14 protein-coding genes are annotated in these 15,745 nt (G+C 69.0%); 4 read left to right on the forward strand and 10 right to left on the reverse strand.

Going from position 1 to position 15,745, the window contains the following annotated elements; all coding sequences use genetic code 11:
- The 8 genes from ACIBH3_RS34380 to ACIBH3_RS34415 form a co-directional block, all read right to left on the reverse strand.
- Window positions 1-194 (reverse strand): hypothetical protein (locus ACIBH3_RS34380; protein WP_396316053.1); only part of this gene is annotated, 194 nt, incomplete at its 3' end.
- A 2-nt stretch (window positions 195-196) separates the two neighbouring features.
- Window positions 197-796, reverse strand: coding sequence for a hypothetical protein (locus ACIBH3_RS34385; RefSeq protein WP_396316054.1), 600 nt, complete (start codon window positions 794-796; stop codon window positions 197-199).
- A 324-nt stretch (window positions 797-1,120) separates the two neighbouring features.
- Window positions 1,121-1,780 carry a Crp/Fnr family transcriptional regulator gene (locus ACIBH3_RS34390; RefSeq protein WP_396316055.1) on the reverse strand — a complete coding sequence of 220 codons (660 nt, stop codon included), beginning with the start codon at window positions 1,778-1,780 and terminating at the stop codon, window positions 1,121-1,123.
- A 39-nt stretch (window positions 1,781-1,819) separates the two neighbouring features.
- The gene (locus tag ACIBH3_RS34395; protein WP_396316056.1) at window positions 1,820-2,338 is read right to left on the reverse strand and encodes a hypothetical protein; all 519 of its coding nucleotides are present in this window, start codon (window positions 2,336-2,338) and stop codon (window positions 1,820-1,822) included.
- A gap of 260 nt (window positions 2,339-2,598) precedes the next feature.
- On the reverse strand, window positions 2,599-3,747 hold the full coding sequence (locus ACIBH3_RS34400) for an ATP-binding protein (RefSeq protein ID WP_396316057.1): 1,149 nt from the start codon (window positions 3,745-3,747) through the stop codon (window positions 2,599-2,601).
- Window positions 3,744-6,056 (reverse strand): transposase, encoded by a 2,313-nt coding sequence (locus tag ACIBH3_RS34405; RefSeq protein ID WP_396316058.1) that lies wholly within the window; start codon window positions 6,054-6,056, stop codon window positions 3,744-3,746. Before ACIBH3_RS34405 ends, ACIBH3_RS34400 begins: the two co-directional genes overlap by 4 nt.
- 10 nt (window positions 6,057-6,066) lie before the next feature.
- Window positions 6,067-6,765: a hypothetical protein gene (locus ACIBH3_RS34410; protein WP_396316059.1), complete on the reverse strand. Its 699-nt coding sequence runs from the start codon at window positions 6,763-6,765 to the stop codon at window positions 6,067-6,069.
- A 326-nt stretch (window positions 6,766-7,091) separates the two neighbouring features.
- Window positions 7,092-8,018: a TniQ family protein gene (locus tag ACIBH3_RS34415; protein WP_396316060.1), complete on the reverse strand. Its 927-nt coding sequence runs from the start codon at window positions 8,016-8,018 to the stop codon at window positions 7,092-7,094.
- A gap of 165 nt (window positions 8,019-8,183) precedes the next feature.
- Between ACIBH3_RS34415 and ACIBH3_RS34420 the strand changes: the two genes are divergently transcribed.
- Entirely contained in the window at window positions 8,184-10,511 is a 2,328-nt protein-coding gene (locus ACIBH3_RS34420) for a Helicase associated domain protein (RefSeq protein ID WP_396316061.1), read from the forward strand.
- 274 nt (window positions 10,512-10,785) lie between these two features.
- Here ACIBH3_RS34420 and ACIBH3_RS34425 read toward each other — a convergent pair whose 3' ends face one another.
- Both ACIBH3_RS34425 and ACIBH3_RS34430 read right to left on the reverse strand, forming a co-directional pair.
- Window positions 10,786-11,070: a hypothetical protein gene (locus ACIBH3_RS34425; RefSeq protein WP_396316062.1), complete on the reverse strand. Its 285-nt coding sequence runs from the start codon at window positions 11,068-11,070 to the stop codon at window positions 10,786-10,788.
- 553 nt (window positions 11,071-11,623) lie between these two features.
- Complete coding sequence (locus tag ACIBH3_RS34430; RefSeq protein ID WP_396316063.1) at window positions 11,624-12,118, reverse strand: hypothetical protein; 495 nt, start codon at window positions 12,116-12,118, stop codon at window positions 11,624-11,626.
- A 969-nt stretch (window positions 12,119-13,087) separates the two neighbouring features.
- Here ACIBH3_RS34430 and ACIBH3_RS34435 point away from each other — a divergent pair.
- The 3 genes from ACIBH3_RS34435 (at window position 13,088) to ACIBH3_RS34445 (ending at window position 15,738) form a co-directional block, all read left to right on the forward strand.
- Complete coding sequence (locus tag ACIBH3_RS34435; protein ID WP_396316064.1) at window positions 13,088-14,005, forward strand: hypothetical protein; 918 nt, start codon at window positions 13,088-13,090, stop codon at window positions 14,003-14,005.
- Window positions 14,002-14,643, forward strand: a complete 642-nt coding sequence (locus ACIBH3_RS34440; RefSeq protein WP_396316065.1) for a hypothetical protein — start codon at window positions 14,002-14,004, stop codon at window positions 14,641-14,643. Before ACIBH3_RS34435 ends, ACIBH3_RS34440 begins: the two co-directional genes overlap by 4 nt.
- A 459-nt stretch (window positions 14,644-15,102) precedes the next feature.
- Window positions 15,103-15,738 carry a hypothetical protein gene (locus ACIBH3_RS34445; RefSeq protein ID WP_396316066.1) on the forward strand — a complete coding sequence of 212 codons (636 nt, stop codon included), beginning with the start codon at window positions 15,103-15,105 and terminating at the stop codon, window positions 15,736-15,738.
- Window positions 15,739-15,745: the final 7 nt, after the last annotated feature.

The raw sequence follows: 15,745 nt of genomic DNA on the forward strand, positions 1-15,745 counted from the left end.
CGGAGTTCGAACGGATCATCAGCGAGGCACGAGCCGGTCGCCTGAACGAGGGACTGGCTGCATAGGAAGGCCTCTACGAAACCAGGGGATTGACAATGGTGATGTTCGGCGTAGTTGCCACCGACCTGTGTGACACGAGCACGATCAGAGGCCTTGGCCTGCTGAACTGGTCCCGCCGGGATGTCATCGGGCACCGTCATGACTCCTCCCCGCCGGTGATGTAGTTGCCGCCGACCTGCACCAGTCGTGCCTTACCAGTGGCTTTGCCCTTCTGCTTCACACTGGCTGGGGGCCCGTCAGACTGCATTGCCACCCCTGACTGCGAGTCAGGGGTCTGCGGCTGTGCTGTCAACTCCTTGCTCTGATCGACGATGTACGCGCCGACCACCTCTGCTCCCATGCCGGGGACAACGAGCCAGCAGGTTTCCTCGAAGTCGGGTTTGCCGTCGACTCGGGCTGTTGCCTTGAGAAGCTGGCGCCGCTTGAGGCTCTGTGTCCGCTCTGCGTGGATGGAGCGGCGGAACACCGTGTCCGAAAGGACGGCGGCGAGGAAGAGTCCGTTGGCGGCGGCCGCGGTCATGGCCTGGCGGACCGCATCACTGCTGACGAGCCGACATGCCTCGTTGATGGCGTCACCGCGGTGGTCAGGCAGCGTTAGCGGGCCGACATGCACGCTCGCCCGCAACCTAATGGGCGGCGCGCTGGCCAGACGGATCCCGTCATAGCGCTCGAGGGCAGCGCCCAGAAACCCCAGCAGCGGGTCGACGAGCCGTGCGCTGTGCCCGGCGGGGAGCACGATGATGGCACCGTCGCCCGGTGTCCTTGTACGCGCTACCCAGCGAGTGCGGGTCAGGCAGCCCGCTCTGTGCGAATGCCGTCTCCAGAATGCCGTCGAGGTCGGACCGGACCGCAGCCATCCTCGCTTCGGGGAGTTGGCTGTAGCCCTTCATATCGACGACCAGGAGGGCATGCTCCGGCGGTACGTCGAATCCTTCTGGCACATCGGCTGTGTTCAAGGCTCTGTGACCCTTTCAGCAGTACGGGCGAAGGCAGGTGCCCATGCTGCCCGCGCCGTTTTCGTGGTGGTGCCCAGTACTGGGCACCACCACGGTGCGCTGTATCACTTCTGTTCCTCGGCGTGCACCTGGATTGCTGCCATGTCGTGGATGACCAGTCCGCCGCCGGCCTCGGTGTCGAGCCACCCCTGCTCCCGCCAGGGCTTGAGCGCGGAGCCCACACCGTTGCGCGAGGCACCGATGAGTTGTGACAGCTCAGTCTGGGTCAGCCGCACCACGTGCTGGGAACCTACCTGGGAGGCAGCCTGGACCAATCGACTCAGTGCCGCTGCAAGCCGCACAGGCACGGGCGCAGTTGCCATCTCGAGCCGAACCGTCTCCGCTTCCCGGACGCGGGCAATGGCGTGCCGCAGCAGCGAAGCCAGGAGGTCATATCGCTGGACGAATGCGAGAAAATCGGGCGCCGGAATGATGTGCACACGGCATGGCTCGGCGGCTATCACCGATGCCGAGCGTGGCTGCGCATCTAGGACCGCCAGCTCGCCCAGCAGCTCTCCGGCGCCGCGCACAGCCAGCAGGGTGCGCTGGCCATGCGCTCCTGCCAGCGTGACCAAAGTCGATCCGGAGGCCAGCAAGATCACCTGCGTTCCGGGGTCACCCTGGCGAAGCAGCATGCTTCTCGCTGGGCGCAGGCGCTCGGGAGCAAGTTTGCGCAATTTCGACCACAGCTGTTCGCCGATGACAGTTTCATGAGGCTGGTACATATCCCCCCTGGAATGCGGCGGCTATCGCAGAGGATGCTCTCAACAAGCCACGGTGATAATCAACAGGCCAATTCCGGCCACCAGCGTTGCTGTCACGATCAGATCCACTGAAACCTTGATCGCTCGGAACTTTCTGTCGGCAAGACCAGCAAGCAGCGACAGTCGGCAAGCCTCAATCCGCACATGATCCATCTTGCTCAATGCCTGCAACGCCGCCAGCGCATCATCTGTCCCGAGCCCAGCGCAGACTCCTTCCAGCCCTGCCAATGCACGGCTGGCGGGCAGCACAGGGCGAATGGCATATAGAGCTGCCACCAGCGCTGATACGAGGAGAGCGGACGAGAACAACAGGAGTGCGACCATCGGGCGCGACCCATCGGCCAGCACCGACATCGAGGCGCCTGCCGCAGCCAGCAAACCACCGGTGACCGCGCACAGGGCTGCCGCCTTCCCGTCGGCGCGCTGCAACTCCACGAACATCTCAGAAATTCTGTCTTTGAGCATTCCCCCCGCCAGGGAGTCCATCCCCGCCACCGCCTCGATGCTCACTTCGGACACGGATGCCTCCAGTCACGCAGAACTGCTCCGACGGGTCCACAATCGAGGAAAACGTCTCCGGGGGCTGCCCATCAGCGGGCATGGCGACTGTTCAGCGCATCACAGCGCGGGGACACAGGGTGTGCCGAGCACATCCTGTGTCCCCGCCTCAGCACCCGGCCGTATCCGATACGCCGCCATGATCAGCGCCGCGCGGAGCTGGTGGCAGCGGCGGCCGCTCGGTTCGGGCACGAGCCGGACGGGACGGCGACTTCCTGCGTTCAGTGGTCTCGGCTGGTGGTGATGGTGTCGAGTTCGGTCATGGTGATGTTCTCGGTGCCGGTGAGGATGGCGCGGGTGGCGGCTTGGCTGATGAGCTGGGACAGGTCGCGGAAGTAGCCGCCGGTGCGTCGGTGGAGGTACTCGCTGTGTGTGGTCAGGGCCTTCTCGTCGAGCTTGTGCAGGCACAGGTGCTTCTCGTACCCGGCGAGGACGGCGGGCCAGGAGGTCTTGTCGTGGCGGTCGAAGGGGATCGGGTCGAGCCAGGTGACGGGCAACCGGCCGTAGGCGAGTTCGTCCTTCTCGTCGGCCGCGGTGTAGCCGGGGTGGGCCGGGTCCTTGGCCCGGGCCCGGGCGAGGCGTTCGGCGCGCTGGCGCAGCACGATGGTGTGGCGGTCGGCGATGGCGCGTGCTTCGTGGACGATGCTGCTGGCGCCGGTGCCGCAGAAGATGGTGGTGATGCCGAGCCGGTTGCGCAGGTAGTCGAAGTAGTGTAGGACAGGGGCGAGTTGGGCCGGGGTGACGCGTTGGATGTCGTCGACGAGCAGCAGCCGGGTCAGCGCGGTCTCCAGGACGTAGTTGACCGGCACGGACAGATCTGGGTAGCTGCGCCAGCGCATGAGTTCGTCCTCGCTGGTGGGCTCGGGGTTGAGCCCGAGGAAGCAGGCGATCTCCCAGATCCAGTTGATCTTGTTATCGGTGTCCGCGGGCGCCATGATGTGCACGACGGGGATCTCGGCTCCCTTGAAGGTGGAGTGCTCCTCGATCTCGAGCTGCACGGCGCGTCCGATGGCGCGCAGCAGCACGCTCTTGCCGGTACCGGAGAGGCCGTCGATGACCCAGTCGCTCAGGCCCTCACGGCGGCGGCTGTTGACCAGGACCGCATCGAGCACGTCGTCCATGCACGCGTGGGCGGCGGCGCTCTCCACCATCATCAGGTGCCCGAGGAACCCCAGGCGGGGGTCCTTCCTGCGCTCCTTCTCCCCCTCCAGCGCGGGGTGGTCGGCGAGGGAGGGGATCACGAGGTTCTCGTGGGAGTAGTGGTTCCACCCGGGGAGGGTGTGGAGCCATTCGGGGCGCATCGGCGCGCTGAGCGCCCGCTGCAGCGCGCGTTCGCGCCGTTTGTCCCTGAGCGCGGCCGATGCTTTCACAGCTCTCCTTCGAAGAGGGTGGTGGAGGGGTCCCCACTGAGGAGCGCGGCCCGCCGCTCCTGCTCCGGATCCCCGTACTTGTCCTCGCTTTCGTCCTCGGCGTCGTCGCCGAACAGGCTGGCGAGAGCGGGGGCGGCGGGCGAGGGGCACTGCGCGGGCAGGGGGCCGGCGGTGGGCAGGACGCGGGCGGGCGGGGGGACGATCGCGTCGAGGTCGATCTCGCCGATCCCGGCATAGCGGTCCTCGACGACCGCCTCGACGCCCAGCGCGGGCCCTTGGAAGGGCGGCAGGGCGTCGGTGCGGCTGCGGCGCGGGGGAGCGGTGCGGGTGCGGCGTCGCCGTTCCTTCATCGCCAGTGCGATCGCGGCGTGGTGGTCCTTTCGGCCGCCGTCCGCCAGGACCTGGGCGGTGGCCGTGTCCCAGTGGTCGACGGTCCACGGATCGCTCAGCAGGTGCCGGTAAACGAACTCCGCCTTGATCCACCGGCCGTCGCCGCGGTGGTCGTACAGCCAGACGACCTCGGGCCGGTAGGGGTTGTAGCGGACCTCCCACCTGCCGCCGCTGCCCGGTAGCCCGGAGTCCAGGCCTTGCAGCAGCCTCAGCTCACCCGTTGCGCTCTGGTAGGGGCGGTTGCCGACCTCGAAGCCCTTGTCGTTGACCGTCACCCACGCCGGCACCAGCAGCTTGCGACTGTCCTCGGGCGTTAGCGGCCGGGGCCGGTACCCAGAACGGGAGACCAGAGCCGCGTACATCTCGTTCGGCGACAACTCCAGTCCGGGCAGCGCGGGGTGGGACAGCCCCTCGTGCGGCAACTGCTGGTACTCGAGCGCCACCCACTCGTCGGCCATCTGCTGGAGTTCGTTGATGGTCCACAGGGGACCGCGTTCGATACCGCGCCCGCGCACCTGATGGCTGCGGCCGGTCCAGCCGGCCACGTACTGGCTGAAGGAGTCGGCGAGAGTGGAGAAGAACCGCTCGCCGATGGGCTTGTCTGTGGGCCGGCCCTTGCGTGCGTACCGGATGGCGATGCCGAGGAAGGCGCACACGTCCTCGAAATGCTGACTCAGGTACGGGCTGCCCTGGTCGAGGATGATCGTGGACGGCTGGATGACGGGCCGGGCCGCGGTCGCTTCGGTGAAGCGTGGGTCTACGGCGCGCAGTTCACCGAACGGAAGCGCGGACGCCGATGCGGCGGTCAGCGGATCCCAGCCGGGCCGGGTCGGCAGGGGAGCGAAGCACTGCGCGAGTGTGAGGACGAGGTCGAAGGCCCGGGTCGCGCGGCCGCCGGTCCGCTGGCCGACCGGGCCGTCTCCGGTGACCGCCGGAACGATCATCAGCGCGGCCACGCTGCGGGAGGCGACGTCGATCAGAGAGGTCAGTTCGGCCGAGACCACTTCCGCGTCCTCACCCAGGGCCTTGATCCGCAGTGGAGTGGTGTCCATCTGGGTCAGTTCGCCCGGCTTCAGCGCGTGCGAAGGGGTGAAAGGCTTGTTCGGCTTGCTGGCCCGGGACGAGCGCTGCCGGGTCGTCTGCCGCAGGACGTCGGACAGTCCGAGTTCGGCCATCCGCTTGTAGAACGTGGACGGCGGGAGCAGCAGACGCTCGGCCTCCGCCGGGTCCCGGAGCTGCTTGGCGTACCGCCGCTGCACCAGTTCCTGGACCAGGTACAGCGCCCGGTTGATCCGCCCGCCGGACTCCCGCGCCAGCTTCCGCGTCACCTCGTGCATGGCTTCGATCAGGCGGGGGTCGGTGTCCCCTCCGGGCCGAGGTGCCCGGCCCTTGCGCCCGTCGACGATGAGCACCAGCGGGTTCTCGCCCGCGGCCTTCCACTTACGACGCTTGTCGTCCAGGGTCCGCCAGCTGACGGGGATGTCATCCAGGTCCTCCAGTTCGGCGGCCTTGGCCTTGCAGCGCTGCGCCACCGTGGTGGTGTCCGGGTCGTAGCCGGGACGGGGGAGCAGGCGGCCGGGACGGATCCCGGTGTCGATCTCCTTGATGTGCCGGTGCCACCTCAGGGCCTGCTTGCGGTCCTCCTTGCTCACCCCCAGCAGCAGCGTTCCCAGGGGCGGCAGGCCGGTGCGCTCGACAGGCCGGCCTGCTGTGTCCAGGACGGCGAAGTCCGCGGCGCCGACCACCGCTGTGTACAGGGCAACGACCAGCGGACCTGCCCCGGTCCCCGCCGCCGGTGAAAGGGTGATGTTCGGTCCGGCGAAGGCGTCCACACGGAACTCCTCGCCCCGCCAACGGACATGGTCGCCGAGCCGGACCCGGTCGCTCTCGAATCGCCCTGGCAGTCCTCTTCCGGTCACGACGCTCCTCTCAGGCCCAGACCAGGGCGTCGGCCAGCAAGGGCCGTGTCCAGTCGAATCGCAGACGCTGCTGCCACATCAGGCGATAGGCGAGGTCCAGGGCCACCAGTTGCGGCACCCCACACGCAGCTATGCCTTCGTACAGGGGCCGTCGGCGGCGGAAGGCGTCCAGGACAGCCCGCTCCCGCTCTCGCTCGCGTTGGGCAGGGAAGCGGTAGTCCGAGAGCCACATGAGGTTCGCCAGCCGCGTTCCGCGCGGCACCGGCCACAGGCGTACCGTCCAGTCGGCCGCTTGCGCGACCTCGTGAAGCGCCGCCAGGCGTTCCTGCCACTGCGGTCCCGACCGGCGCTCGGGCGGGACGACCACCGCGCAGCGGGAACCGTCGCGTGTCCGGGCGATGAAGTCCGGCCGCCACCGGTGCCGTTCACCGCCCTGCAGCCAGTGCAGTTCGACAGGCTCACCGCTGAACTGCCCGATACCTGCGGTGAAGTCCAGCTCCACCGCCACCCGCAGCCGTCGCAGCGACCCGCACACCACCCTCGACCGTGACGACGACGGCCACGCGGTGATGATGCCCTGGCGGTCGTGATAGGCGACGGGATCCGTCGGCGGCTGACGCTCCTCGAGCGCCACGCCCGCCAAGTCGGCCGCCCGCGACGACGTCAGCTCACCATGCTCATCGAGATGCCACCCGACGATGTCCCGCATCGCACTCCTCCCGTCTGCCCAACCGCCACCAGCTTGGAGACCGCCCGGACGCCGTTGGGGAGAGCCGCGATCGGATTCACCCGAACGAACGAGTGCACATGGTGCCGTACCGTCCCTGCACGTCCCAGCGCCTCCCGTAACGCGGAACCCTTCGCCCCACCGTTCCGAGGCTCCGGCTCGGCACCCGTGATCCCATCTCCCGCAGAAGCCCGCCGAACAGGAGGGCAGCAGCCACACCGACCGGCACCGTCGGGTCCGCATCCGCAGCTCAACCAGCCGGACGACGATGGTCGTGTGCTCCTCCGCCGCTTTTCCGCGGCGGGCCTTCACCGGCCCCGCAGGCGCCCGGGTACGTCCCTGCCGCAGCCCTCGAGCCATCGCAGGAGCTCGTCCCTGCCTACCGTGCAGTCCAGCCCCGCCCCCGCCATCAGGCACTCCGTGTCCGCCAGCCAGCGGGTCCGGTCGGCACTGCCGAACCGGCCACCCTGTTCGAAACGCAGCATCGACCACGCCAAGGCCACCGCCTCCGGATAGATCACCAACGGCACGGCCCTGGCCGTCCGGGCTCCTAGCCCGGCTCTCCAGGCCCGCTCCGCCCACAGCGGCTCATCCGGCATACCTGTCCACCAGCACCGCACGATCCGGGAGGCATCCGCGAAGACCCGCCCGCCTGCCACCCCGAACCGCCGCACCATCCGCAGCCGCCCCCGATGTGCCCGGACACACTCGGGCAGCACCTTCAGGCCCACGAAGGACGGTTCCTGCGAGCGAGAATCGTCCGTCCACCGCAGATGCCGCAGGCACACCTGCCAGTTGTCCTCCGACATCAGCCACACGGGCTCGCAGACCCGGCGCGCGTACCCGCACAGAGTGCACCTGCGGACCAGGAACCCGTTCTCCGCCTCCCACGGCCACTGCCACAGAGCCTCCCCGCCACCCGGCAGCACGTACCGCTCGGCCAGACTCGGAAGCACCCGCCGCAGCATGCCGGCCGACAGGCCGGACAGGACCTCCAGGTGCCGCAGCCCGGCCTCGTTCACATACATCTCGGTGAACTGCGGATACCTCTCGACCCGCTCGGGATCGGCCGAAGCCTGCCCCTGGCCGACCCGCCCGAGGAACTCGGCCAGCCCCAGCCCGTTGCCGTGCGCCAGCCGCGCAACGAACGAGCCCGTCGACTCACCGCCCACCAGGCGCACCCCGTTGGGCAGCGGCCACCGCGGGCCGAACCTCAGCCCCGACACACCCGTCACATACCCTCCCGGCCTGCTGCCCGGCACTGCAGCCCACCAGTGCGCCGGTCCTCGGTCAACAAGCAGTCACCCCTTCGGATGAACCATCCGCAGAGCTCCGCCTGCCACCGACCGCCCCCTCCAAGATCGAACGTGAGGCTGGTCGGCAGCCACCAGGGAGGAGCCTTGGCCACCCCTATGTACACGGCCCTGCGCAGCCCCCTGCGCGGCCACCAGGACCTAGCCGTCGACTCGTGCGTGTCCGTCTTCAAAGAGGGCGCATCCCGGGCCACGATCACCATGGCCACCGGAAGCGGCAAGACCCACGTCGCACTGAACACGGTCCACGAGACGGCCCCGCGCGGACGCGCCCTCGTGGTCGTACCGTCCTTGCGCCTGCTCGAACAGACCGCGTCCCTATGGCACCACGAGGGACGCCCGGGCCGGTACGTCGGCATCTGCTCGCTGGACGCGCCTGCTGACCCGGCCTTGGCCGGCGTCCTCACCGTGACCGACCAATCAGAGGACCTTGCGGCCCTGTCCGTCTTCTCCGACGGGCCGCTCAATGTGTTCTGCACCTACCAGTCCCTCGAGAAAGTCACCCAGGCACACGCCGACTTCCACCTGCCCGGCTGGGACGTGATCGTCGTCGACGAGGCGCACCACACCACCGGCAACCTCGACAAAGCCTGGGCGCAGGTCCACGACAACGACGCGCTCCCCGCCCGCCACCGCCTCTACATGACCGCCACCCCGCGCGTCTTCGACCAGCGAGCCGGGGACGAACACGGCATGCCGCGTAACCAGGTCGTCGCGTCCATGGACGACCACAGCCTCTACGGACCCACCGTCTACAGCATCTCCCTCGCGGAACTGATCAACCAGGGACTGCTCGCCGACTACCGCATCGTCGTCATCACCATCCGCAACGAAGACCTGCTCCACGCCCTGCGCCGTGACACCAGCACCTGGACGTCCGAAGCGCTGCGCACAGCAGCGGCCCAACTCGCCCTCACCCTCGCCCAACAGCGCTACGACCTGCGCCGCACCCTCACCTTCCACCCCTCCATCGCCGCCGCAGAAACCTTCGCCGACACGTTCCCCGGCACAGCAGCCCTCCGCCCGGACTTCGACCCCTCCTTGCTGCACGTCGGCACCGTCAACTCCCGCCAGACCCCCTTCGAACAGCACCAGGCATACGCCGCCTTCGCCGCCACACCCCTCAACACCGTGCACGGCACCACGGCCCCGCACCGCGCAGTCCTCACCAACTGCCGCTGCTGCAGCGAGGGCGTCGACATCCCCGCCATCGACTCCGTGCTGTTCGCCCACCCCAAGACCAGTACCGTCGACATCGTCCAAGCCGTTGGCCGGGCACTGCGCCAGACACCGGGTGACGGAAAGGTCTCCACCATCGTCATCCCCATCTACCTCGCCCCCGGCGGCGACATGGGAGAAGCCACCAAGAGAACACCGTGGCGCCTCCTCTACGAGGTCCTCATCGCCCTCAGCCTCTACGACGAGCACACCTTCCACCGTGTGGAACACTTGGAAGCACACCGCTGGGGCGAATCCGCACAACCCGAACTGGCTGCCGCCCCCGAACGCGCCGACGAGATTCTCCAGTTCCTCGATCTCAGCGGCACCCCCGCACCCAATCAGCTCTGGGACTACGGCTTCGCCAGCGCCGAGCGCTTCCACTGCGAACACGGACACCTCAACGTCCCCAGCCGCTACCTCGGTCCCGACCGCTTCTACCTGGGCTGGTGGCTCGGCCAGCAACGCTCACTACGACTGAACGCCATGCTGCTCCCGGACCGGATCAAAGCCCTCGACACCCTCGGCATGCAGTGGGACCATCCTCCCCACAGCATCGAACGCAAACTCCAGGTCGCCCGCGACTACATGAGCCGCAACGGACACCTGGCCCCAGCAGCACACGAACGCCACGGCGGCCTCGACCTCGGCCGCTGGCTCGCTGACCGCCGCAGAGAAGCACGCAACCGCACCCTCCCCAGCTGCTACCAGCGGGCCCTCGGCGAGATCGACCCCTGGCGGAGCCAGCCGTGGCCCCCCGCCTGGAAACGGACCTACGCCCACGCTCTCACCGCTGCCCGCAAAGGCGAGCTCGCATTCCCCTCCCTGCATCCCCAGACCGCCCACCCGCTCACCCGATGGCTCGACGACCAGATTGACAATCTCGCCAAGCTCGGTGACACCAGGCACAACCTCCTCGGTGCACTCCCCCTCACCCACCCCCTCGCCCTCCTGCTGCGCCGTCCTCGCGGCGCCTCGGAGTGGGCCTTCGCCCGAGGACTGAGGGCCGCCCGTGCCTTCCGGCGCGAGTACCAGCACCTCGACGTGCCGCCCTGGTACCGGTGCGCCTTGGACGGCGCCGACTTCCAGCTCGGCCGATGGATAGGCGAGAGGCGCCGGGACCTCGGCGCCCTGTCACGCGAACAACTCGACGCCCTCGAAGCCCTCGACATGCGCTGGCGCCCTCAGGCCAGCTGAAAGCTCCTTCGAGCCTCTCCTCCTGTCCTACCGGGAGCGTTGAGGCACGTCGGAGCGAGACGGCCACCGGTCGGCATCTGACCAGACCCGCGGCGCCGGGACGTCAATGGCCCGCATCGCCGAAGAGCGGGGCACGCGCTCCGCCCACGGCGGCCTGCCGGCGGTCATCCGGTGGCCGCCGGCAGGCCGATCGGAGCCGTCACGGCACCAGAGGGTTCCCACGGGTCAGCTCGATGGCGTGGAGGAAGGGAACGCACCGCTTCGCCAAGGAGCTTCAGCCGCGCGTCAGGACCCTCGTGTACAGGTCCGTCAGATGCAGCAGTAGCTCGACGACAGCCTTGTAGCTGGCGGGGGTGTTCGCGCTCCCGCGGACCTGCTCTCGGCCGTTGGCCATGTCTTGGCTCAGGTAGCACAGCGGATACAGGTGCTCGAACGACAACCGGTCCGTCCCACCTGCCGTCGCCACCTCTTCCGGCGGAGCGAACAGCGGTGCCGGGACGATCAGTTCGACCAGCAGTTCGCCGACCGTGCGCCGCCCGCTGGTCGGGTGCGGCTTCACGTCCAGGACCTCGTCGACCTCGTCGGTGCGGAGGTCGACCAGCTCTACCAGGTGGGAGCGGCTGGCCAGGGCGCGGCCGGAGCGCGATGCGCATCCCCTCGATCTGCAGGACGACCGTCACGGAGGCCGGGCGGTCTTTCGGGAGCTGCCGCCAGTTGACGGCCTACCCGAGTGGGTAGACGAGGGAGTCGACGAGCGTCGTCTTCCCGACGCTGATCGGCCCGAACACGCCGATGACCGGATGGGCGAGGTTGATCTTCCGGACCCCGTTGACGGATGCCAGGTCCAGCCTCTCGTGGGCTAACTACCTTGCTGTATCGGCTCCTTGTCGGTCTGTTGTTCATCTGCTGCCCGGCGGCAACGAGCCGCACGGCGGCGTGTCGGGCCGGGAAGGAACTGTCGTCCGATCGGGTGAGGAAGGCGGGGCGCGGAGGAACCCGGCAGGCGTGGTCTGACGACCACACCCGATCCGGCGCTCGCGGCGGCGGGAGATCAGCCGCCCGGTCGTGGCCGCACGGGGAAGATCGGGCGGCCAGCGGGTAGCGGATGGAGCTCAGGCCGCGTCGGGGAGTGAGGCGGGGCGGGGAGGGCCGAAGACGCGGTCGAAGGCCAGGGCCCGGTCGGTGGGGACGAGGAGGTAGGGCGCGCCGGAGCCGGCTGCGGTCCGGGGGCCGTGGGTGCCCGAGCCGAGGGCGTGACCGGGGGTGAGGAGGTCGAGGTTGTCGAAGGCGTAGTACAGCGGGAGCCGGGTCCAGGCGACGAGCTGGAGGTGGGCGGTGACGGCGGCGTTCTCGATAGCGTGTCTGCTGCTGGTCCGGCTGGTCATGCGGCTCTTGCAGTCGATCATGACGATCTGCTTCTCGCGGGCCGCGATGAGGTCGGGGGTCCAGCGCAGGAAGCTGTCGGTGCTGCGCAGGGCCAGGCGTACGGGTTCGCCCATGACCCCCTGGCCCCAGGGGCTGACGTCCCATCCGCGGTGGTTGAGTTCCAGGGTGACGCGTCGTTCGTGGGCGTCACCGATCGCCTTCCTGTCATGAAAGCTCGGCATGCTGGAAGTGTGGCGCGGACCCGCCCCGACGAAACGACAGCCGCCTTCGGCGCGCTTGGGTTCGGCCAGGCCCGTCCGTTGTCCGTGGAGGTTCGTGGTTGTCCATGGTTGTCCACTGGGGTTCACACTGTCCCACCGTGTTCCGCTCCCGGCGGCTCGAACATGGCCGGATCCGGTCCCTCGATGGGAGCTTCCGGGCGGCGGCCGTGCCCGCACGGCTGCGGGCACTCACGCCCGCGACGCTGGCGGCAGGACGCCGGGGACCTGACCCCAGCGCCCCAGTGCCGCCCGCGGTCGCCTGGTACCCGCGGAGGAGTCCCTCCGATGGCGGTCCGGACCGGGCTGAGACGGTGAGCACCGTGCACGAAACGGAAACTGAGGCAGGCGACCTGACGGCCCCACAGTTCGTTCGTGACAGGTGGGGGCGCGACCTGCCGATCGAAGGGCTGCTGTAGCGGGTTCGCCGAACCGGGCTGGACCCACCAGGAGCAGTTGGCCCGCTCTTGTCCGACTGCGCCGGGCCGCTGCACTTGCTGTGCCGCCCATACGGGGCCGGCGGCCGCCGGTGCTGGTACGTCGATCGTCTGCCCCGCCTGCCCAACTGCGTTCACGTTCGCCGACCTCGGTGCGAAGACCTACGACAAAGTCCTGCGAGCCGCACCCGCGGCGCTGGCGGCCCCCACCGCACTCGCGTCCCGGCGAACGAAGTCCGCCCCCGCGATGACGGGCCGCGCCCCTGCCCGGCCTTGAGCCGGGCGTAGGGGTCGGTCACCGCGTCGGTGAGGCGGTGCTCGGTGGGAGGAGGAGGTCGGCTACGGGCCTCGGCGCCGGACGCGTCCCGGCCCCGCCGGGACGCGCTGTGAGGCCAGGTCGGCGAGGCGGTCGCCGTCCGAGTCGCGGCCGTCGGAACTGTCCGACCCTGCCGGTACGGTGCTGCTGGACGGACCTTCAACTCCAGGAGCTCACACCTTGGTTACCCCCATCACCACTGTCGGTCGGCTTGAGCTGATCAGGAAGTGGAAGGCACCCTCGACCGACGCGGAGGCCAAGCGGCAGGACCGGGCCGAACGCATGGTCAGGGAGGCCATCGCCGCGCATGAGCCGTTCGGCGACGTACGCTCCGACATCACGGTCGAGGCGAAGGGCTCCTACCCGAACAACACCAACGTGCGCTTCGACAGCGACGTCGACATCAAGGTGCAGCTGAACGACCAGATTTACTACGAGTTCCGCGACGATGTTCCGGTGTGGTCCCGGGCCGAGATCGGTTCCTACCGAGGGCGGTGGACCCCGGCGCTGCTGCGGCAGGAGGTCGGCAAGGCGCTCGTGAACGCCTTCGGCTCCGGCGTGGACGACAGCCACAACGTCGCCTTCTACGTCCCGCCAGTCCCCGGAAGCCGGCCGAACGTCGACGTGGTCCCGTGCTTCCAGTACCGGCAGTACCTCATCGGCGATCTGACCCAGTACCACTCCGGGAGCATCGTGCACTGCCGGGACGGCAAGCGGATCGTCAACTGGCCCGCGCAGCAGCTGGCCAACGGCATCGCGAAGAACAACAACACCAACAGGCAGTACAAGTTCGTGGTGCGGGTGCTGAAGGCGGTGGAGAACGAGCTGTGCCGCCTGGAGCTCATCGAGGCGGTGCCGTCGTACTTCTCCGAGTGCCTGATCTACAACGTGCCCGACCCCATCCTCAAGACCGGCGACCTGGACGACGCGGTACGGGAAGCGCTCGCCGAGATCTACACCCAGTTCGGCGGCCGGCCGGCGATGATGTGGGAGCCGAACGAGATCAAGCCGCTGTTCGGCCCGCAGCAGAAGTGGACGGTGGACACTGGCCGGGAGCTCATCGGGCAGGCCTGGACCTACCTAGGGTACGGCCGGTGAGCCCCGCGACCACCGTCCGCACGACGGCCTCCCTCCTCACCACCGCCTACACCGTCGCCCTGCCGCTGCTGGGCCTCACACCCACCCGGGGCCTGAAGTACCTGTTCGCCTACCTGCCCTCGCTGATCGGTTACGGCGCCCTGGTCTTCGACAAGTGGGCCTGGCGCTGGTGGGGCATCCACCGCCTCACCGGCCACCCGTGGATCGGCGGCACCTGGCGCTCGGTCCTCACCCCCGCCGCCGCCAGCCACATACCGCCGGGCGGCAACCGCGGCCCCATCACCACCTACCTCACCATCGAGCAGACTTACTGGACGCTGCACGCCACTCTGCGTACGGCGGAGAGCATGTCGCGTTCGAACAACGCCACCATTGTGAAGACGGACGGTTCGGGAATCGCGGAGGTGAGGTTCCTGTACGAGAACACCCCGCGCACCGAGCACCAGGACCGCAGTCCTCGGCACACCGGTTCGTGCCAGCTGTCGGTTGCCGGGCGCGCGCCGCGCAGCATCGAGGGCAGCTACTTCACCAGCCGGTTCACTGCCGGGGACATGGACCTGGCGCTGATCGACCGTTCGACCGAGTACGCCACGTTCGCGGAGGCCCAGGCGGCCGACCGGCGGGCGGCGGCGCCCTGACTCCGGTGCGCCGTAGTTGCGGCCCCGGCCAGCCACCGCGGCGACCGGGCCGCGCCGTCAGCTGGTCACCGACCGGCACCCGATATTCCGGCATCTCCCGGTGGACCGGCCCCTGGTGCCTTCCAAGGACGTGCCAGCCGCGCAAGGCGCCCGGTCGGCGGCGCGAGCCTGCCTGTTCTCCTGCAGCAGGGGCTGCCGGCAGGCTCAGCCGCCGGCCGGTCGCTGAGCACGGGCAGGCCGCCGTCGACAACGCTGTCCTCACCAAGGTCTGAAGGCGTACCCGTTCACGGCGCCCGCACGGGTCGCCGCACGCCTCCGGGTGGGAGGCGGTGAAGAACCCGCCCACCTCTGCAGGCTCACACCGAGGGGCGCAGGGCACCGCCGTGCGCCCCCTGACCTGGATTCTCAAGGTGAACATCTCTACTATTTGGTTGAGTCCTACTGTTTGGGGGTTGTCTCGTGAGGGTCAGTATCGGCGGTGAGCGGGTGGAGGTTCCCGACGATCTGGGTGCCGCGCTGCTTGCGGCGTTGCGCGGTGAGCGGTTGGTGGAGCCGCCGCAGGCCTGCGCCTTCGAGGACCTGACGGCCCTCGTCGCCTCCATCAGCCGAGTCACCCAACACCTGACCGTGGTGAAGGAGTTGGCGATGTCCCGCGCGGACGCCGCTGGCGCCTATACGAACCGGAGCGCGCTGGCCATGGCGGCTACGATGTCCGCTTCCCAGCTCGGACGGGTGCTGGAGGGCCACGGGCTGCCGCGGGATCGCCGTGCCGGCGGCGTGGACCTGGCCGTGGCGTTCCGTACCGTCGACGACGGGGTGCTGCACCTAGCCGCCGAGGAGGACGTGGCCGGCCTGCCCTCGTTTATTCTGCCGTTCAACCCCGCGCAGACAGTGGTGGAACCGACCCGGTTCACCGGCCGGGAGCTCGAGTTCTACTACCGCCGCCAGGTGCCGATCGCGGTGGCCGACCTCGGACGCACCGCCGGCTACACACTGCGCCCTGAGCAGGGCCCGGTCGCCTGCCTCACCGACCGGGTCTTCGACGCCCTGTTCGGCGACCCGCGGATCGACCCGACCCGACCCAACGGACGCTGAGGAGCGC

The sequence above is a fragment of the Kitasatospora sp. NPDC050543 genome, from assembly GCF_044457565.1.
In the GTDB taxonomy this organism is placed as follows: domain Bacteria; phylum Actinomycetota; class Actinomycetes; order Streptomycetales; family Streptomycetaceae; genus Kitasatospora.

Excerpts from the sequence above, each read along its gene's own strand:
- ACIBH3_RS34430 (WP_396316063.1), bottom strand. The coding sequence starts at position 12,118 with ATGCCGAGCTTTCATGACAGGAAGGCGATCGGTGACGCCCACGAACGA.
- ACIBH3_RS34410 (WP_396316059.1), bottom strand. The coding sequence starts at position 6,765 with ATGCGGGACATCGTCGGGTGGCATCTCGATGAGCATGGTGAGCTGACG.
- ACIBH3_RS34390 (WP_396316055.1), bottom strand. The coding sequence starts at position 1,780 with ATGTACCAGCCTCATGAAACTGTCATCGGCGAACAGCTGTGGTCGAAA.